General features: G+C 71.3%; 16 protein-coding genes. 8 read left to right on the plus strand and 8 right to left on the minus strand.

Features of this window, described 5'->3' with window-relative positions:
* Positions 1-373 precede the first annotated feature (373 nt).
* From AB0D93_RS05455 to AB0D93_RS05465, 3 genes are read left to right on the plus strand one after another with little or no spacing between them, the layout of a single operon-like run.
* Entirely contained in the window at positions 374-1,261 is an 888-nt protein-coding gene (locus AB0D93_RS05455; RefSeq protein ID WP_362113311.1) for an alkaline phosphatase family protein, read from the plus strand.
* A 1-nt stretch (position 1,262) separates the two neighbouring features.
* A complete protein-coding gene (locus AB0D93_RS05460) occupies positions 1,263-2,522 on the plus strand; it encodes an MFS transporter (protein WP_362113314.1) in 1,260 nt (419 codons plus the stop codon).
* Complete coding sequence (locus AB0D93_RS05465) at positions 2,519-3,538, plus strand: TolB-like translocation protein (RefSeq protein WP_362113317.1); 1,020 nt, start codon at positions 2,519-2,521, stop codon at positions 3,536-3,538. Before AB0D93_RS05460 ends, AB0D93_RS05465 begins: the two co-directional genes overlap by 4 nt.
* A gap of 12 nt (positions 3,539-3,550) precedes the next feature.
* Here the strand turns inward: AB0D93_RS05465 and AB0D93_RS05470 are convergent, their stop codons facing one another.
* From AB0D93_RS05470 to AB0D93_RS05480, 3 genes are read right to left on the minus strand one after another with little or no spacing between them, the layout of a single operon-like run.
* Positions 3,551-4,525 carry an antibiotic biosynthesis monooxygenase gene (locus tag AB0D93_RS05470; RefSeq protein WP_362113320.1) on the minus strand — a complete coding sequence of 325 codons (975 nt, stop codon included), beginning with the start codon at positions 4,523-4,525 and terminating at the stop codon, positions 3,551-3,553.
* On the minus strand, positions 4,522-7,248 hold the full coding sequence (locus tag AB0D93_RS05475) for a molybdopterin-dependent oxidoreductase (protein ID WP_362113323.1): 2,727 nt from the start codon (positions 7,246-7,248) through the stop codon (positions 4,522-4,524). Before AB0D93_RS05475 ends, AB0D93_RS05470 begins: the two co-directional genes overlap by 4 nt.
* A complete protein-coding gene (locus AB0D93_RS05480) occupies positions 7,245-8,072 on the minus strand; it encodes an FAD binding domain-containing protein (RefSeq protein ID WP_362113326.1) in 828 nt (275 codons plus the stop codon). Before AB0D93_RS05480 ends, AB0D93_RS05475 begins: the two co-directional genes overlap by 4 nt.
* A 181-nt stretch (positions 8,073-8,253) precedes the next feature.
* On the opposite strand from AB0D93_RS05480, the gene AB0D93_RS05485 reads away from it, so the two are divergent.
* Complete coding sequence (locus AB0D93_RS05485; RefSeq protein WP_362113329.1) at positions 8,254-8,913, plus strand: NAD(P)H-dependent oxidoreductase; 660 nt, start codon at positions 8,254-8,256, stop codon at positions 8,911-8,913.
* 27 nt (positions 8,914-8,940) lie between these two features.
* Here AB0D93_RS05485 and AB0D93_RS05490 read toward each other — a convergent pair whose 3' ends face one another.
* Both AB0D93_RS05490 and glnA read right to left on the minus strand, forming a co-directional pair.
* The gene (locus tag AB0D93_RS05490; protein ID WP_362113332.1) at positions 8,941-10,050 is read right to left on the minus strand and encodes a SpoIIE family protein phosphatase; all 1,110 of its coding nucleotides are present in this window, start codon (positions 10,048-10,050) and stop codon (positions 8,941-8,943) included.
* Positions 10,051-10,214: 164 nt separating this feature from the next.
* Positions 10,215-11,576 (minus strand): type I glutamate--ammonia ligase, encoded by a 1,362-nt coding sequence (gene glnA, locus AB0D93_RS05495; protein WP_362113335.1) that lies wholly within the window; start codon positions 11,574-11,576, stop codon positions 10,215-10,217.
* Positions 11,577-11,901: 325 nt separating this feature from the next.
* Between glnA and AB0D93_RS05500 the strand changes: the two genes are divergently transcribed.
* Positions 11,902-13,095, plus strand: a complete 1,194-nt coding sequence (locus AB0D93_RS05500) for a globin domain-containing protein (protein WP_362113338.1) — start codon at positions 11,902-11,904, stop codon at positions 13,093-13,095.
* A gap of 4 nt (positions 13,096-13,099) precedes the next feature.
* On the opposite strand, the gene AB0D93_RS05505 is transcribed toward AB0D93_RS05500, so the two are convergent.
* Together AB0D93_RS05505 and AB0D93_RS05510 are read right to left on the minus strand one after the other, a co-directional pair.
* A complete protein-coding gene (locus tag AB0D93_RS05505; RefSeq protein ID WP_362113341.1) occupies positions 13,100-13,897 on the minus strand; it encodes a hypothetical protein in 798 nt (265 codons plus the stop codon).
* Positions 13,898-13,943: 46 nt separating this feature from the next.
* Positions 13,944-14,396 carry an Rrf2 family transcriptional regulator gene (locus AB0D93_RS05510; protein ID WP_362113344.1) on the minus strand — a complete coding sequence of 151 codons (453 nt, stop codon included), beginning with the start codon at positions 14,394-14,396 and terminating at the stop codon, positions 13,944-13,946.
* 150 nt (positions 14,397-14,546) lie between these two features.
* Here AB0D93_RS05510 and AB0D93_RS05515 point away from each other — a divergent pair, with 150 nt between their 5' ends.
* From AB0D93_RS05515 to AB0D93_RS05525, 3 genes are all read left to right on the plus strand, one after another.
* Positions 14,547-15,212, plus strand: a complete 666-nt coding sequence (locus tag AB0D93_RS05515; protein WP_362113347.1) for a DUF3105 domain-containing protein — start codon at positions 14,547-14,549, stop codon at positions 15,210-15,212.
* Entirely contained in the window at positions 15,212-15,847 is a 636-nt protein-coding gene (locus tag AB0D93_RS05520) for a DUF305 domain-containing protein (protein WP_362113350.1), read from the plus strand. Before AB0D93_RS05515 ends, AB0D93_RS05520 begins: the two co-directional genes overlap by 1 nt.
* Positions 15,848-16,081: 234 nt before the next feature.
* A complete protein-coding gene (locus AB0D93_RS05525) occupies positions 16,082-18,022 on the plus strand; it encodes a S53 family peptidase (RefSeq protein WP_362113353.1) in 1,941 nt (646 codons plus the stop codon).
* A 129-nt stretch (positions 18,023-18,151) separates the two neighbouring features.
* On the opposite strand, the gene AB0D93_RS05530 is transcribed toward AB0D93_RS05525, so the two are convergent.
* Entirely contained in the window at positions 18,152-19,369 is a 1,218-nt protein-coding gene (locus tag AB0D93_RS05530; protein ID WP_362113356.1) for an MFS transporter, read from the minus strand.
* Positions 19,370-19,396: the final 27 nt, after the last annotated feature.

Genomic DNA, 19,396 nt, shown 5'->3' on the forward strand with positions numbered 1-19,396 from the left:
GCCGGGGGCAGAGGCAGTCCCGGTGCGCGCCGGACGCGGATCCGGCCGGGGGCAGAGGCAGTCTCGGTGCGCGCCGGACGCGGATTCGGCCGGGGGCAGAGGCGGTCCCGGTGCGCGCCGGACGCGGTTTCAGCGGAGGCGGAGGCGGTCTCGGCGGGCGCCGGACGCGGATCCGGCCGGGGGCAGAGGCGGTCTCGGTGCGCGCCGGACGCGGATTCGGCCGGGGGCAGAGGCGGTCTCGCCGGGCGCGGGCGGAGAAGTAGTTCATCTGGATTTCACCGTCCTGGTTGGGCGCCGCGAGGCGGGGGAATGTTGGCGTGTGCATGCTCTGTCCGCACCGCCAGCCCCCTCCCACCCCCCACCGGAGGTTGATGTGTCCGGCAGTTCCGTGTACCGCCGTGCCCGTACCGTCGTGGCGTCCGCAGCGGCCCTCGCCGCGGCCGCCGCCGGGCTGTGGGCCGGGATCGGCGCAGAGTCCGCGCACGCCGCGGGCGCCGTCCCGAGTCCGGACCACGTGGTCGTCGTGGTCCTCGAGAACCACGCGTACAGCCAGGTCATCGGCTCCTCCAGCGCCCCCTACATCAACTCGCTGAGGTCCGCGGGCGCGAGCCTCACCCAGTCGTACGCCGAGACCCACCCGAGCCAGCCCAACTACTACGCCATGTTCTCCGGTTCGACACAGGGGGTCACGGACGACAGCTGTGTCACTCCGGGGTTCTCGTCGGCCGCCAACCTGGCGTCCGAGGTGATCGCCGCCGGCCGCACCTGGGCCAGCTACAACGAGTCGCTGCCGAGTCAGGGTTCGACGACCTGCGGCAGCGGCACGTACGCGCAGAAGCACAACCCGTGGTTCGGGTTCGCGAACGTGCCGACGTCCAGCGCCAAGACGTTCGCCCAGTTCCCGGCGGACTACTCGACGCTGCCGCAGATGTCGTACGTGATCCCGAACCTGTGCAGCGACATGCACGACTGCTCGGTGTCCACCGGTGACACCTGGCTGAAGAACAACCTGGGCGGCTACGCGACCTGGGCCAAGACCCACAACAGCCTGCTCGTCGTCACCTTCGACGAGGACAACCGGCTCAGCGGGAACCGGATCCCGACCGTGCTGTACGGGCAGCCCGTGACCGCCGGCTCGTCCAGCTCCACCACCTACGACCACTACGACCTGCTGCGCACCCTGGAGGACAGCCAGGGGCTGACCTCGCACGCGGGCAACGCGGCCGCCGCCCAGGACATCACCGGCGTCTGGGCGTCCTGAGGTGTACGTAGCGGACAGCCGCGCGAGTACGCCGGCGTCCGCGGAGGGTGCCGTCCGGCCACCGGCCGGGCGGCGCCGTGCCGCGATCGCCCCGACCGTGCTCGCGCTCGGAACGGTCAGCCTGGTCACGGACGTCTCGTCCGAGATGGTCACCGCCGTGCTGCCCCTGTACCTGGTCAGCGGGCTCGGTCTGTCCCCCTTGGGGTTCGGGCTGCTCGACGGCGTCTACAACGGGTTCTCGGCACTCGTGCGGCTCGTCGGCGGGCATCTCGCGGACCGGGGTGGCGGGCGGCACAAGTGGGTCGCCGGGTTCGGGTACGGCCTCTCCGCCGTGTGCAAGCCGTTGCTGCTGGTGGTGCACTCGCTGACACCGATCGGTCTCGTGCTGGCCGCCGACCGCACCGGGAAGGGACTGCGGACCGCTCCGCGCGACGCGCTCATCTCGTTGTCCAGTACGCCCAGGACACGCGGGCGGGCCTTCGGGGTGCACCGGGCCATGGACACCGCCGGGGCGCTGCTCGGGCCACTGGTGGCCTTCCTGATCCTGCGGGCCACCGTGGACGGGTACGACGCGGTGTTCACCGTCAGCTTCTGCGTCGCGGTGCTGGGCGTCCTGGTGCTGGTGCTGTTCGTGCCGGGCGGGCGTGCCGGCGCCGTCGCGGACGAGCGGCCCACCCTGCGCGGCGCGGTGGGGCTGCTGCGGCGGCGTGGACTGCGCCGGATCACGGTCTGTGCGCTGCTGCTGGGTCTCGCCACGGTCAGCGACTCGTTCGTGTATCTGCTGCTCCAGCGCCGACTCGGCGTACCGGACCGGTGGTTCGCCCTGCTGCCGCTCGGTACGGCCGCCGCGTTCCTGCTGCTGGCGGTGCCGCTCGGGCGGCTCGCGGACCGGGTGGGCAGATGGGCGGTCTTCGTGGCCGGGCACGGCGCCCTGCTCGTCGCGTACGCGCTGCTGCTGACGGCGTGGCGGGGCCCGGCCCTGCCGTACGTCGTCCTCGCCCTGCACGGCGCCTTCTACGCCGCCACCGACGGCGTGCTGATGGCGGCGGCCTCGGACGGGGTGCCCGAGGCGCTGCGCTCGTCCGGGCTGGCCCTCGTGCAGACCGGGCAGGCGCTCGCCCGGTTCGCCTGCTCGCTGCTGTTCGGCGCGGCCTGGACGGTGTGGGGCGACCGGGCGGCGCTGACCGGGGCCGCGGTGGCGCTGGCCGCGTGTGCCGTGTTCTCCCTGACCCTGCGCCCGAAGGGGGCGGTGCCCGCATGACCGTACGCAACCGCGTCCTGATCCTGGTCGCCGCCGTCGCCGTGCTCGCGGCGGTGGGCCTGGCGTCCGTCCTGCACGCCTCCGCCCGCGCCGACCGCCGCGACCACACCCGGGCGGGCGGTCCGCGGGTGACGCCGGGGGCGGTGACGCTGACCGGGCGCGGGGTGATGGAGTTCCGGAACATGGCCTGGGGGCCGCACCGGGACGAGATCGTCAGTGTCCCGGCGTCCGATCCCTCGGGTCCGCGTACCGCCTCCGGCGTCAAGTGCCTGCGTTTCCACACCGCCGCGGGGACGGGGGTGTGTCTGCAGGCGGTGCACGGGCCGGTCGCGGACACGTACCGCGCGCTGATCCTGGACGCCCGCCTGCGCACCGTCCAGCGGTACGACGTCCCCGGCATCCCGTCCCGCGCCCGCGTCTCCCCCACCGGCCACCTCGCCGCCTGGACGGCGTTCGTGGGCGGTGACAGCTACGCCGGTACGGACTTCTCCACGCGCACGGCGATCGTGGACGTCCGCAGGGGCGAGCTGATCCCGTCCCTGGAGGCCTTCCGCATCGTCCGGGACGGGCACACGTACCACGCGTCGGACGCCAACTTCTGGGGCGTGACGTTCGCGGCGGACGACCGCACGTTCTACGCGACCCTGGCGACGCGGGGGCACACCTACCTGGTCCGCGGTGACCTGCGCGCCCGTACGGTCACGGCTGTGCACACCGACGTCGAGTGCCCGTCGCTCTCGCCCGACGGGACGCGGATCGCCTACAAGAAGCGGGTCGCGGGGCTGCCGAAGGACGCCCCCTGGCACCTGTACGTGCTCGACCTGCGCACCATGCGGGAGACCCCGCTCGCCGAGTCCCGCAGCGTCGACGACCAGGTGGTGTGGCGCGACACCCGCACGCTGGTCTACGCCCTGCCCGGGGACTACGGCGCGGACCTCTACACGGTCCCGGCGGACGGCTCCGGGACGCCGCGCCGGATCGCCTCGGCCGCGGTGTCCGCCGCGTACCCCGGCTGACCGTGCGACGGGTCAGGGCAGCGTCCAGAACCGGACCGTGACGAGATAGAAGACGGCGGCCCAGAAGGCCATCGCCACCGCGACCACGGCGAGGCCGCGGACGTTGGTTCTGACCGCCGGTTCCTGCGGCGGCGGGCGCAGCCACCGTCCGAGCAGCGGGTTCACGTAGAAGGGCATCGTCAGGAAGCTCATGATGAAGCTCGACAGCAGGTTGCCCACGAGCAGGCCGATCCAGAGCGGCAGGTGCGCGGGGAACAGCGCGAGCGTCAGCAGCACGACGGTCGGGTACAGGCCGACCCAGATGGCGAGGGAGGTCCTGGTCGCGGAGGGCGCCGGCGGTGCCTCCTTGCCGTCGCCCTCGAAGGCGAACCAACTGCCGAAGGAGTTGTCGATCGTGCGCAGGTGGAAGTCGTTGAACTCCTCCCCCTCGGACAGGACCCGCTGCCGCTGCGGCGAGGTCAGCCAGGCGTCGAGGTGCTCGGCGGTGTCGTAGCGGTACAGCGTGGTCCACTCCTCCTGCAGCCCCTCGACGGGGCGGAAGAGCTCGGTCCCGCGGAACCCCTCGAACTTGCTCTCCTCCTCGACCATGTGGTGCTGCCACTTGAGGAAGTCGTCGACGTGGTCCGGCCGGACGCGGTGCGTGACCACCACCGTCACCAGGGGATCCAGTGCCTGCGTGCCGCTGCTGACCACCTGCTGGGTCGCCGGGCCGTCGAAGTACTTGGTGCCGACGTCGAGGTACGTCTGCCGGGTCGCGCTGTTGATCCAGGTCTGAAGGTGCGCGACCGAGTCGAAGCGGTACACCACGACCCAGTCGGACTGCAGGGGTGTCGGGGGCGAGGTCTCGGCGCCGAGGAAACCGGGGTAGTAGGCGGCGGCGGCGTTCAGGTCCTCCTGCCACGCCTCGTACTCCTTCTCCATGCCGGGCAGGACCTTCTGCCCGATGATCGCCGTGGCCGCGGCGGCGACGTTCTTCGTGGTGTTCATGGTGCTCGACCTGCCGACACCGACTGCTGTGCGTGGAGCCGGCTGTAGATCCGTTCCGGGGTCAGCGGCAGCGCGCGGTAGCGGACGCCCGTGGCGTCGTGGACCGCGTTCGCCAGCGCGGGGGCCACCGGGTTGATACAGCACTCCGCCATGCCCTTGGCGCGCACGGGCCCCACCGAGTCCGCCGAGTCCACGAGGAGGACCTCGGTGCGGGGGACGTCCGCGTAGGTCGGCATGCGGTAGTTCCGGAAGTTCGGGTTGGTCATCACGCCGTTCTCGTCGACGTGGTGGTTCTCGGTCAGCGTGAATCCGATCCCCTGGGCGACACCACCCTCCACCTGTCCGCGGACCTGCGCCGGGTTGATGACCACTCCGGCGTCCGCGGCCTGCACGCTGTACAGGATCCGTATCTCGCCCGTCACCCGGTGGACGGCGACCCGGAACCCCTGGGTGTTGGAGGTGACGCTGCGGGGCGTGCCGTACGCCTTGCGGGCGGCGGTGAACCGGATGCCGCGCGCCCTGGCCAGCGCGACGAGCTCGGCCAGCGACACCCTGCGGTCCCCGCAGACGACGCCGTCGTCGTCCATGGAGCACATCACGACGTGCACGCCCGTGTGCGCCGCGGCGAACTCCAGGATGCGGTCGCGCACGGCGCCGGCCGCGCGCAGGACGGCGTTGCCCGCCACAGAGAGTCCCGCGCTCGCGAAGGCTCCGGTGTCGAATCCCGTGCGGTCGGTGTCGGACTGCACGAGCCGGATCCGGGCCGGCGTGGTGCCCAGCTGGCTCGCCGCGATCTGCACGTGGGCCGTGGAGGTGCCCTCCCCGAACTCCACCGTCCCCACGGCCACTTCGTAGATCAGGTCGTCGCCGAGCGTGACCCAGGCCTCGGAGCGGTGCTCGGTCGGGGGCGCCGTCTCGTGCAGGGAACTCGCCACACCGGTTCCGACGAGCCACTCGGGTCCGGGCGGCGACTGACCGGCCGTACGGGCCAGGGCGTCGCCCACCAGGTCGATGCAGGTGGCCAGCCCGTCCTCGGTGAAGAGCACGTCGTCGGGGCCCTCGTGCAGGGCGACCAGTGGCTCGCCCGGCCGCACGATGTTGCGCCGGCGCAGTTCGAGCGGGTCGAGGTGCAGCGCGCGGGCCAGTTCGTCCATCGCCGACTCCACGGCGAACGCCGGCTGGGTCATCCCGTAGCCGCGCAGGGCACCGCTCGGCACCGTGTTCGTGTACACGGAGTACGCGTCGTACCGCTTGTTGGGGCAGCGGTAGATCATGACGGCGGCGCCGCCCGCGTACACCGTCTCGCCGCCGTGGTTGCCGTAGGCACCGGTGTTGGAGACGTTGCGCACCTGGAAGGCCGTCAGCGTGCCGTCGGCCTTCGCCCCGAGCTTGACCGTCAGGGTCATCGGGTGCCGCGGCGAGGCCGTGGTGAACTCCTCCTCCCGGGTGTACTCGAGGCAGGTGGGCCGCCCGGTGTCCAGGGTGGCGAGCGCGACCAGGTCCTCCGTGATCACCTCCTGTTTGCCGCCGAACGCGCCGCCGACCCGCTTGCAGAACACCCGTACCTGGTCGGGGCGCAGGCCGAACAGATGCTCCAGCTTGCCCCGGGCGATGGACGGCGACTGCGAACTGGTGCGGACGTTGAGCCGGCCGTCCTCCATCCACGCGATCGAGCCGTGGGTCTCCAGGTGCCCGTGCTGCACCCGCGGTGAGAAGTACGTGCCTTCGTGGATCACGTCGGCCGCGGCGAACCCCGCCTCGACGTCGCCGATGCGCGCGTGGAGTTCCAGCAGGATGTTGTGGACGGGGTCACGGACGAACGGGTCGTCGGAGCCGTGCAGTTGGGGGGCGCCGTCGGCCATGGCCTGCTCGGGGTCGAACACCGGCGGCAGCACCTCGTAGGTGACGGCCAGGCGCCGGCAGCCCTCCTCCGCCGCACCGACGGTGTCGGCCAGGACGGCGGCGACGCGCTGGCCGACGAAACGTACCGTGTCGTCGAGGATGTACGTGTCGTCCGGGTCCACCAGGTGGTCGGTGTGGATCGCCGTGGTGAAGCGTCTGCGCGGTACGTCCTGCCAGGTGTAGACCCGGTGCACGCCGGGCACGGCCAGTGCGGCGCTCTTGTCGACCGAGAGGACGCGGGCGTGCGCGTGCGGCGAGTGGAGCACCTTGAGGTGCAGCAGGCCGTCGATGCGGGTGTCCATGGTGAACTCGGCGCGACCGGTCACGACGTCCTGGCCCGCGGGCGCGCCGACGCTCGTCCCGACGGCCTTGCCCGGCGCGGCCGTCTCCACCGCGCCGACGCCCCGGATCGCGTCCTCGATCGCCCGGTAGCCCGTGCAGCGGCAGAGGTTGCCCTTCAAGGCCCGTGGCAGATCCGCCTTCTGCTCCTCGGTGAAGGTCGCCGAGGTCATGATCATCCCGGCGGTGCAGAAGCCGCACTGGAATCCCGGGGCGTCCCGGAACTGCCGCTGCATGGGGTGCAGGGCGCCGGGCCGTCCCAGGCCCTCGATCGTGGTCACCTCACGGCCGTCCGCGCGGAACGCGGGGGTGATGCAGCTGTGGACGGGTTCGCCGTCCAGCCACACCGTGCAGGCGCCGCAGTCGCCCGCGTCGCAGCCCTTCTTGACGCCGAAGTGCCCGAGTTCACGGAGGAAGGTGCGCAGGCACTGGCCGGGCGCCGGTTCCCGGTCGAACCTGTTGCCGTTCACGAGGTAGGTCATGCCAGGTCCCCAGCCAGGAGTTCGCGGCGAATCTCTTCGGCGAAGTGCTGTGTCAGGTGGTGCCGGTGGCCGGGGGTCCCGTTGGGATCGGCGAACCAGATGCCGGCGGGAAGATCGTCGATGCGCTGCCGCAGGGTGCGGGCGTCGGGCATGGTGTCGAAGGCGATCCGGACGGGCCGCGTGGTACCGGCGGTGACGGTGAGCAACAGATCGGTCCCGCCCGGCCGTTGGGTACCGATGAGGAACACCGTCGAACGGCCGAGCCGGGTCAGGGAGAAGCGGCGGTGCGCGGTGCGTCTGCGCAGCGCGTGCGCCGGAACGGTGACACGCCGCAGGATCTCTCCCGGCGCGAGGATGTTGCGGTGTTCGCCCGTCACGAAGTCGAGGGCGTCGACGACGCGGACGGAGCCGTCGGGAGCCCACAGTTCGTACCGTGCCTCCAGCGCCACCGTCAGCGTGATCATCGGTCCGGCCGGCAACGACATGCAGATGTTGCCGCCGACGGTCGCCGCGTTCCAGACCTTGAACGAGGACAGGAAGGCCTCGCAGCTCGCGCGGAGGAGGATTCCCGCGGTCCAGTCCACGGGGCAGGCGAAGGCGTGCAGATCGCGGATCGTGCAGGTGGCGCTGATCTCCAGTCCGTCGTCGGTCGGGACGAGAGGTTCCCAGCGCAACGCCGTCAGGTCGATCAGCCGGTGCAGGTCCGGCTGCTCCGCGGAGTAGAGCCAGGTTCCGCCGGCGAGCCAGGCGTCGCCCTGGTGCCAGTCCTCGCCCGGCCGGTCGGACGGCTGCCGGACTACTTCGGTGATGGTGTTGAGGTCCATGGGAGACGACCTACGGAGCGCCGAATTCGCGGGTAGATATGTCGCTTATTAGGCTTTGATTACGCTTTGCCAAGCGTATCCCAGCGTGCCGACGACGGCCCTCGGGACCCGGAGAGCCGGGCCTGACCAGCACAGTTCCATCCCGTCGCAGGCGCGTGCCCACGACAGAAGGACGGACCCCATGCCCACGGACACGTCTCCGGCCCCGCTGCGGTTCCTGGTCTTCGGCGCGGCGCTGCGGGCCGGCTCGGCCAACGCCCGGCTCGCCTCCCTCGTGGCCCGGCTCATCTCCGACACCGGTGCCACCGTCGACCTCGCCGCCATGCGCGACTTCGACATGCCGTTGTACGACGGCGACATGGAGACCGCCGGCGGTCTGCCGCCCGGCGCCCTCGCCCTGCGCGACCGGCTCGAGCGGAGCGACGCCTTCGTGATCTCCTCGCCGGAGTACAACGCCTCCGTGCCGGGGGTGCTGAAGAACGCGATCGACTGGGTCTCCCGGGTCCGGCCGCAGCCGTTCAAGACCAAGCACGCGCTGCTCGTCTCCGCCTCGCCGTCCCTGGTCGGCGGCAACCGCGGGCTGTGGGCCCTGCGGATTCCCCTGGAACACCTGGGCACCCGCGTCTACCCGGACATGTTCAGCGTGGCCGACAGCTACCAGGCCTTCACCGAGGACGGAACGCTGGCCGACCCCGGGCTGCAGCAGCGTCTCACCGAGACCGTGGCGGGTTTCCTCAGCCTCGTCGAGGCGGACGTGCGCTACGTCTGCCTGGAGCGCCGGTGGTACGAGTTCCTGGGGGACCGCACCGAGGCGGCCATCACCCAGCGGGCCGAGGCGTGAGGCCGGACGCCGTCGCAGCGGGCGGGTTCACAGGCGCACGATGACCAGGGCGGTGTCGTCGGTGGCACCGCCGGGTGGGAGCAGGTCGCCGAGCACGGCGTCGGCGAGGGCTTCGGGGTCGTCCGCCCGGTGGCGGGCCAGGGAGTCGGCGAGCCGGGCGAGGCCGGTGTCGATGTCCTCACCCCGGCGTTCGATCAGGCCGTCGGTGTAGAGCACGAGAGCGGCGCCCTCGCGGAAGGCCGCGACGGCCTGGATCCGGGGGGCGTGCTCGGGGCGGGCGGCCAGGGGCGGGTCGGTGGCCTGGTCCAGGAACTCGACGGTCCCGTCCTGCCGCAGGAGCCCGGGCGGCGGGTGACCGGCGCTGCTGTAGGTGAGGGTGCGGGCCTCCCAGTCGACGAACGCCGTGGCCACGGTGGTGTTCTCGGCGCCGTCGACGGTACGGGCGTACAGACCGAGGACTTCCAGGGCGCGGGCGGGGCCTTCGGAGACGAGGGAGGCGGCGGTGAGGGCGCTGCGCAGTTGTCCCATGACACCGGCGGCGGGCAGGCCGTGGCCGACGACGTCGCCGACGGCGACGCCGACGCGATCGCCGGGCAGGTCGACCAGGTCGTACCAGTCGCCGGCCACGTTCAGCGCTTCGGCGGCGGGCCGGTAGCGTACGGCCGCCGGGTGCCGGCCGACCGGGCGGGGAGCGGGCAGCATGGCTTCCTGCAAGGTCAGCGCGACCTCACGGGCGCGGAAGAACTCGGTGACGTCCTCCACCCGGTGCAGCAGCAGCGTCACCCGCCCGTCGGGTCCGAGCACGGGAATGTTGGTCAGGTTGAAGTACCGCTCGTGCGCCACCCCGGGCTGGTCGGGGTCCTCCATGTCGATGCGCTGCAGCTCTACGGTGCTGCGCTCACCGGTTGCCACCGCCCGGCGCAGTGACGCCAGGACCCTGAGCAGGAGAGGCTCGGCGGGGTCCTTGTCGGGGCGGTCCTCGGGCAGGAAACGGCCCACCAGTTCCTCACGCGGGAGCCCGCGGAGGCGCAGGAACTCGGGGTTGGCGTCCACGAAGGTCAGCTGCGGGGTCACCAACGCCACCGCTCCCGGACCGGCCTGGAACACCGCCGCGTAGTCGACCGCCGGTACCTTCATGACTTCCTGCCTCGCCACCGCAGCTGCGTCTCTTCTCACGATACGAGCGCGGGGCCACGGCCCGCTCCATGAGGGTGAGGGAGCCCGGTCGGACGCGAGGGGCCGACGGTCCGCGACCGTCGGCCCCAAGGGATCGTTTCGGCGGAGACGCGCCCGACCTGCGCCTACAGCACCGGCAGGTTCTTCCGCAGCTCGAACGCGGTGACCTCGGACCGGTACTCCTCCCACTCCTGGCGCTTGTTGCGCAGGAAGAAGTCGAAGACGTGTTCGCCGAGGGTTTCGGCGGCCAGGTCGCTGGTCTCCATGAGCGTCAGGGCTTCGCCGAGGTTCTGCGGGAGCGGCTCGATGCCCATGGCCCGCCGCTCGGCGTTGGAGAGGGCCCAGACGTCGTCCTCGGCGCCCGGCGGGAGCTCGTAGCCCTCCTCGATGCCCTTCAGGCCGGCGGCCAGGAGGAGGGCGTAGGCCAGGTACGGGTTGGCGCCGGAGTCCAGGGAGCGGACCTCCACGCGGGCGGAGCCGGTCTTGCCGGGCTTGTACATCGGGACGCGGACCAGGGCGCTGCGGTTGTTGTGGCCCCAGCAGATGTACGAGGGGGCCTCGCCGCCGGCGCCGGCGGTGCGCTCGGAGCCACCCCAGATGCGCTTGTAGGAGTTCACCCACTGGTTGGTGACCGCGGAGATCTCCGCCGCGTGCTTGAGCAGGCCCGCGATGAAGGAGCGGCCGACCTTGGAGAGCTGGTACTCGGCGCCCGACTCGTAGAACGCGTTCCGGTCGCCTTCGAACAGGGACAGGTGCGTGTGCATGCCGCTGCCCGGGTGCTCGGAGAAGGGCTTCGGCATGAAGGTGGCCTGCACGCCCTGCTCCAGCGCGACCTGCTTCATGACCAGGCGGAACGTCATGATGTTGTCCGCCGTGGAGAGGGCGTCGGCGTAGCGCAGGTCGATCTCCTGCTGGCCGGGCGCGCCCTCGTGGTGGGAGAACTCCACCGAGATGCCCATCGACTCCAGCATGGTGATCGCCTGGCGGCGGAAGTCCATGCCGACGTTGGTCGGGGTGTGGTCGAAGTAGCCCGAGTTGTCGGCCGGGGTGGGACGGGAGCCGTCGAGCGGGCGGTCCTTCAGCAGGAAGAACTCGATCTCCGGGTGGGTGTAGAAGGTGAAGCCCAGGTCGGAGGTGCGGGCCAGGGCACGCTTGAGCACGTACCTCGGGTCCGCGAAGGACGGGGAGCCGTCCGGCATGAGGATGTCGCAGAACATGCGGGCGGTGCCGGGGGTCTCCGCGCGCCAGGGCAGGACCTGGAAGGTGGACGGGTCCGGCTTGGCGATCATGTCGGACTCGTAGACCCGGGCGAAGCCCTCGATGGCCGAGCCGTCGAAACCGATGCCCTCGTCGAAGGCCTGCTCCAGCTCGGCGGGGGCCACGGCGACGGACTTCAGGAAGCCCAGCACGTCCGTGAACCACAGGCGTACGAACCGGATGTCGCGCTCCTCCAACGTCCGGAGCACGAACTCCTGCTGCTTGTCCATCTTCCGCTACCCCATCCTTGCTGGTCAGGCCGCCTGTCCCCGGTCCCGCGGGAGGCGGTCGGGCACCTGAGCATCCCACCACAACACCATTTCATGCGCGTTGCGGACCTTGATCCCGGACGCATCCTCGGCCTGAACGCCTCTCGTACGGCAGGTGTACCGCTGTGTCGCCCATCTTGCCTGCTCGGACCGACATCCGTAATGGCCGATCCGCTTCGGACGTGAGGGAAACCACGCCTCGATAATTTGCATCTCAGATGCAACTTTTCATAGCGTTTCGATCAGTCGAGATGTGAAGAGATCCGACGAGATCCGAGGAGATCCGATGCTGTCCGAGCAGTCCGCAGCCACCGTCCGCGCCACCCTCCCCGCCGTCGGCGCGGCCATCGGCGAGATCACCGAGCGCTTCTACGGCCGCCTCTTCGCCGCCCACCCCGAGCTGCTGCGGGACCTGTTCAACCGCGGCAACCAGGCCTCCGGCGCCCAGAAGCAGGCCCTCGCCGGCTCCATCGCCGCCTTCGCCACCCACCTGGTGGACAACCCGGACCAGCGGCCGGACGCGATGCTCGGCCGGATCGCCCACAAGCACGCCTCCCTGGGCGTGGCCCCCGAGCACTACCCGATCGTGCACGAGCACCTCTTCGCCGCCATCGCCGAGGTCCTCGGCGAGGCCGTCACGCCCGAGGTCGCCGCCGCCTGGACCGAGGTCTACTGGCTGATGGCGAACGCGCTCGTCGCGATCGAGAAGCGGCTGTACGAGGAGAGCGGCAGCACCGGGCGCCGGCCGTGGGAGGTCGTGGAGCGCATCGAGGAGACGGCGGACGTCGTCACCTTCCGGCTGCGGCCCGCCGACGGCGGCCCGGTGCGCGACTTCCGCGCCGGCCAGTACGTCTCCGTCCAGGTCGAACTGGCCGACGGCGCCCGGCAGATACGGCAGTACAGCCTGTCCGGCGCGCCCGGCGAGACGCTGCGCCAGTTCAGCGTCAAGCGCGTGCAGGGCGCCGGCGCGACCCCCGACGGCGAGGTCTCGAACCACCTCCACGCGCGTGTGCGGGCCGGTGACGTCGTCCACCTGTCCGAGCCCTACGGCGACCTCGTCCTGGACACCGACGCCGAGACCCCCCTGCTGCTCGCCTCGGCCGGCATCGGTGTGACCCCGATGGTCGCGATGCTCGCCGACCTCGCGGCGGGCGGTCACCGCGGCCCGGTCACCGTCGTCCACGGCGACCGCTCCCCCGCCGACCACGCCCTGCGCACCGACCACGAGCACTACGCCGAGAAGCTCGCGGACGCCTCCGTGCACTTCTTCTACGAGCGCGACGCCGAGGCCGGCACCCGCACCGGCCTGGTCGACCTCGCCGGCATCGCCGTACCGGCCAGCACGCGCGCCTACCTGTGCGGCCCGCTGCCCTTCATGCGCGCGGTCCGCGCCCAGCTGATCGAGAAGGGCGTGGCCCCGGCCGGCATCCACTACGAGGTGTTCGGCCCGGACCTGGGGCTGGCGCGGCAGGGCAGCTGACCGCTCAGCCGCGGTCGTGCGCGCCCGCCAGCTTCCTCACCTGGTCCATGAGCGGCTGGAGCCGGTCGGCCAGGGCCGGGTAGTCGTCGGTGCGGCCGTCCGCCCACTGGGCCAGGCCGGCGACCACCAGCTTGTCCTTTCCGGCGAAGGCCTGCACCAGCCCGCTGTCCGCCGGCAACGTCCGCAGACCGGAGCCGGCGGGCGGCGTGAGCACCGGCACTTCGTAGTCCGTCTGGTTCATGCTCAGGAGCGTGACCAGGCGGACGACGTCGGTCCGGTCCTTCATGCCGAAGGCGACGATCGTGTACTGGTTGTCCGACGCGTCCTTGTACAGGGCCCCGATCACGCCCCGGCAGCCCTTGCCCTCGTCCAGCATCGCGGCCAGGTTCGCGCCGACGCCTCCCGCGCAGTTCCGGCCGCCGGTCCGCATGACCCTGGTGTAGCCCGCGACCTTCGCCGGGAACGCCTGGTCCACGGTGACCATCGACGTCGGCGCGGTGGACGGATCCGCCGACGTGGGCTTCGCCGACGGCTCCCGGGCGGCGGCCGGTGCGTGCGCCGTCCCCTCGGCCGCCGTCCGGTGCCGCTTCCCGTGCCCGGCGCTCAGCCAGAATCCCGCCCCGGCCACCACGGCCACCGCACCGGCGACGGCCGTCACCGCGGTGAGCGTCCGGCGTCGCGGACGTTTCGCCGGGGCCCCGGGCACCGCCGTGCCCGGCCCGTGGACCCCCGTGCTCTCCTCGAACTCCCTGACGAACTCGTTCCACCGTTCGTCATGCGTCCCCTGGTTCCCCTCCATCACGCGCGCACCCTAACGCCCACTGGTGAACGCCAGGAGACGGGAGCCGTCAACCGGCTTGCGGCCCCCGGGAGATGCCCAGCAGAAGGGGTCCTGTCGGGTCGGCGACGATCTCGGCGACCGTGACCGGGTCCAGGGCGGCGAAGAAGGCCTCCTGCGCCCGGCGCAGGGCGCCGCGCAGCCGGCAGCCGGGGCTCAGCGGGCAGGGTGCCGTACCCGCCGTACCCTCGCAGTCGGCCACGTCGCCCTCGCCCTCGAAGGTGCGCACCACCGCGCCGACCGACGCCGTACGGCCCTTGGCGGTGAGGGCGAGGCCGCCGCCCCGGCCGCGCCGGGCGTCGACGAGGCCCAGGTGCTGGAGTTCGGCGACGACCTTCGCGGCATGCGTGTAGGGCACGTCCATGTCCGCCGCGACCTGGCGGGTGGTGGGCGTGGCCTCGGCGGCCACGGCCAGTCGCATCAGGACACGCAGGGCCAGGTCGGTGGAGCGCAGGAGCCGCATACCACGAGCGTAGGTAATACGCATCCGTGGTTCAAATTATCCGGGCCGCGCCCTTGCCGTGCCCTCACTACGGAAGTGACCCTCTTCCCCACTACGATCAGCGGGCCCCACCCTTCCCGATACCGGCCCTTTCCCCCAGAAGGACACCTCATGGGTTCCGCCAAGAACAGCAGTGCGGCGCGCAAGGCGCGTATTGAGGAGATGCGTCGCGCGGAGCGTACGCGCGAGCGCCGCAACCGCGTCCTCACCATCGCCGCGAGCGTGGTGGTCGTCGCCGGCCTCGTGGTCGGCGGTGTGGTCCTCGTGAACTCCCAGTCGGACAAGAAGAACACCGCGAGCGACGCCAAGAACTCCGGCGACGCCGGGCACTGGGTCACCGGCAAGGACGGCGTGAAGACCTGGTCCGGCAAGCTGTCGCGGACACACGTGCAGACCAAGGTGTCGTACCCGATGCACCCGCCGGTCGGCGGCAACCACAACCCGGTCTGGGCGACCTGCAACGGCACCGTCTACACCAAGGCGTTGCAGGACGAGAACGCCGTGCACTCGCTGGAGCACGGCGCGGTCTGGGTGACGTACACCAGCAAGGCTAAGAAGGCGGACGTCGACGCGCTCGCGGCGAAGGTGAAGAAGACGCCGTACTCGCTGATGAGCCCGTACGAGAACCAGACGGCGCCGCTGATCCTGTCGGCGTGGGGCCACCAGGTGACCGTCAAGAGCGCGGACGACCCCGAGGTGAACAAGTTCTTCGCCGCCTACGTCCAGGGCCCGCAGACCCCGGAACCGGGCGCCGCCTGCACCAGCGGGGCGATGTAGTGAAGCGGCGTCACATCGGCTGGATCGCGGGGGCCGCGGCGGCGGTGCTCGTCGCGGCCGGCGCGATCACCTACGCGGTCGCCGAGGACGCCGGTTCGGGCACGGCCGCGAAGACTCCGGGCGCCGAGTCGGCGGACGCCGGGTTCGCGCGGGACATGGCCGTGCACCACCAGCAGGCCGTCGAGATGTCGTACATCGTCCGGGACCGCACGCAGAACCCGGAAGTGCGGCGGCTCGCCTACGACATCGCGCAGACGCAGGCCAACCAGCGCGGCATGCTGCTCGGTTGGCTGGACCTGTGGGGCCTGCCGAAGGTGTCGGCCGATCCGCCGATGACCTGGATGGGCATGGGCGACATGGCATCCGGCAAGGACGGCGCGCTGATGCCGGGCATGGCGACGAACACGGAGCTGAAGAAGCTCCAGTCGCTGAACGGCAAGCAGGCCGAGATCCTCTACCTCCAGCTGATGACGGGCCACCACAAGGGCGGGATCCACATGGCCGAGGGGTGTGTCCAGAAATGCACCGTCGGCGTGGAGAAGCGGCTCGCGCAGGGGATGGTCGACGCGCAGCAGTCGGAGCTCCAGGTGATGGCCCAGATGCTCAAGGAACGGGGATCCGCGCCGCGTTCGTGAACAGCCGGAAATCCCTTTCGTAACCCAGCCGTGAGGATAAATGGGGCCAAATCGCCCCAACTGACGGTTACTTGAGCTTCTCTTGACCATTCCCTTCCCCTGGCATGAACGGTTCATCGAAAGAGTGACCCCCATCGTGTGATCCATACGACCGGCCGAACCGCCGCGGGCCGGCACGCGGATGCATGACGCACCAGCCACTACATGCATGCGAACCGCATCGCAGGGGGTTTTATGAGATCCAACCGCGCCAAGCTGCGCGCCGTGAGCATGGCAGCGACACTGCCCATGGTCGCCGGCGCGCTGGCGCTGGGCATACCCGCGGCACACGCTGCGGACAGCCCCGCCCGTGAGGCACTGAAGGGCACCAAGCCGCTCTGGGCGACAGCCAAGGCGGACAAGGGCGCGACCTCGAACAGCGCCCAGGTGAACGCCCGGGTCTACCTGGCCGGCAAGAACGCGGCGGGCCTCGCCGCCTACGCCAAGGCCGTGTCCGACCCCAGCTCGCCGCTGTACGGCAAGTACCTGAGCGCCAAGAAGGCGCAGGCCCAGTTCGGGGCCACCAAGGCCCAGGTGGCCGCGGTCAAGTCCTGGCTGACGTCGGCCGGTCTGAAGGTCACCGAGGTCACCCAGCACTACGTCGCCGTCTCCGGTGACGTGGCCGCCGCCGAGAAGGCGTTCGGCACCCAGCTGCACAACTTCGCCAAGGGCTCCAAGACCTACCGTGCGCCCACGCAGACCGCGTCGGTGCCGGAGGGCCTGAAGGGCGCCGTCCTGACCGTCACCGGCCTGGACAGCGCCCCGCACAAGGCGAACCACGACGACCAGCTCCCGCCGCCGGACGCCGTGTTCAAGAACGCCGGGCCGTTCTCCTCGTACTACGGCTCGAACACCGCGAGCACGCTGCCGGACGCGTACGGCCAGAAGATCCCGTACGCGATCAAGGGTTACACCGGCAAGCAGCTGCGCGCCGCCTACGGTGCCGGCGACTACACCGGCAAGGGCGTCCGGGTCGCCATCACGGACGCCTACGCCTCGCCGACCATCGCCTTCGACGCGGGCAAGTACGCGGTGAAGAACGGCGACGCGGCCTGGACGACCAGCCAGCTGCACCAGGTGCTGCCGAAGAGCTACACCAAGACCAAGGAGTGCGGCGCGGCCGGCTGGTACGGCGAGGAGACCCTCGACGTCGAGGCCGTGCACGCCGTGGCCCCGAACGCCGACGTCACCTACGTCGGTGCGGCCTCCTGCTACGACGACGACCTGCTCGACTCGCTCAGCAAGGTCGTCGACAACCACCTGGCCGACATCGTCTCGAACTCCTGGGGCGACATCGAGGCCAACCAGACCCCGGACCTCGCGGCCGCCTACGACCAGGTCTTCCAGCTGGGCGCGGTGCAGGGCATCGGCTTCTACTTCTCCTCCGGTGACAACGGCGACGAGGTCGCCCACACCGGCACGAAGCAGGTCGACACCCCCGCCAACTCCGCCTGGGTGACCGCCGTCGGTGGCACCTCGCTGGCCGTCGGCAAGGGCGACACGTACGAGTGGGAGACCGGCTGGGGCACCGAGAAGGCGACCCTGGCGGCCGACGGCAAGAGCTGGACCGGCTTCCCCGGCGCCTTCACCTCGGGCGCGGGCGGCGGCACCAGCAAGACGGTGGCCCAGCCGTACTACCAGAAGGGCGTCGTCCCGGACGCGCTCGCGAAGGCGAACGGCACCACCGCCAACCGCGTCGTCCCGGACATCGCGGCCATCGCCGACCCGAACACGGGCTTCCTGGTCGGCCAGACCCAGACCTTCCCGGACGGATCGCAGCAGTACAGCGAGTACCGCATCGGCGGCACCTCGCTCGCCGCTCCGGTCATCGCGGCGGTCCAGGCGCTGGCCCAGGAGGCGCGCGGCGGCAAGGCGATCGGCTTCGCCAACCCGTCGATCTACGCCAAGTACGGCAAGCAGGGCGTCTTCCACGACGTCACGGACAACCCGACGGGCTCCGGCCTGGCGGTCGCCCGCGTGGACTTCGCCAACGGCTTCGACGCGGCGGGTGGTCTGCTCTACTCGGTCCGCAGCCTCGGCAAGGACAGTTCCCTGTCGGCGGTCAAGGGCTACGACGACGTGACGGGCGTCGGTTCGCCGGCGAACGGCTACGTGCAGTCGTACAAGAAGCACTGACGCTCCGCTGAGCGGCAGGGGGCGTGGGGTCCTGGCGACCTCACGCCCCCTCTGCGTCGCGCGGTGACCGGAAGTCCTGTTCCACCCCGGCCACCCCCCGGTCCGGCCGGACCTGGACGAACAAACACGTCAGTGCCGCAACACCCCTGCCTCCCCCGGCACATGGGACGTGACCACCCGCCCCACCGACGGGGTCGCCCGGCGCCGGTCCACCCCGTACGCCACGCTCGCCACGCCCAGGCCCAGCACCGCCAGCATCGCTCCGGCCAGCGCCGGGGACGTCGTACCGAAGCCGGCGGCGAGGGCGAGGCCGCCGATCCAGGCGCCGCCGGCGTTCGCCAGGTTGAAGGCGGCCTGGTTGGCGGAGGAGGCCAGGGAGGGGGCCGCCGACGCCTTCTCCATCACCATCAGCTGCAACGGGGAACCCGTGACGAACGCCGCCATGCCCAGCAGGGCCACCGCGAGCGCCGCGCTCCACTCCGCCCGCATCAGGAGCGGGAACAGGACCAGCACCACCGCCAGTGAGGCCAGGCCGCCGAACAGCGTCCCGCGCAGGGAGTGGTCCGCGAGGCGGCCGCCCAGCAGGTTGCCGGCCGTGGCTCCGACACCGAACAGCGCGAGCAGCAGCGTCACGTTCGTCTCGGCGTAGCCCGCCGCGTCCGTCAGCATCGGCGTGACGTAGCTGTAGGCGGCGAAGAGCGCGCCGAAGCCCGCCACCGTCGTACCGAGGGCCAGCCAGACCGGCAGGGACTTCAGCGTGGCCACTTCGCCGCGCAGGCCCGTCGGCGAAGCCGCGTGCCCCCCGTCGTGCGGAACGAGCAGCGCCAGCGAGGCGATCGCCGCCAGGCCGATCACGCTCACGCCGAGGAACGCGGCACGCCAGCCGAGGTGCTGGCCCATGAGCGTGGCCACGGGGACGCCCGCGACGTTGGCCACGGTCAGGCCGAGGAACATCAGCGACACCGAGCGGGCCTTGCGCTCCGGCGGGACCATCGCCGTCGCCACGACCGCGCCCACGCCGAAGAACGCGCCGTGCGGAAGGCCGCTGAGGAAACGGGCCGCCAGCAGGGAGTCGCCGCCGGGGGCGAACGCGGAGAGCGCGTTGCCCGCGACGAACAGCGCCATCAGACCGATCAGGACCGTACGGCGGGACATGCGGGCCGTGAGCGCGGCCAGCAGCGGGGCGCCGATGACGACGCCCAGCGCGTACGCCGAGACCAGGTGCCCGGCGGCGGGGATCGAGAGGTGCAGGTCGTCCGCGACGCCGGGCAGCAGGCCCATCATCACGAACTCGGTCGTACCTATTCCGAAAGCGCCGACGGCCAGGGCGAGCAGGGCCAGGGGCATGGAGGGCCTGTGCCTTTCCAAGTCAGA

Source organism: Streptomyces sp. NPDC048191 (assembly GCF_040652655.1).
GTDB lineage: Bacteria > Actinomycetota > Actinomycetes > Streptomycetales > Streptomycetaceae > Streptomyces.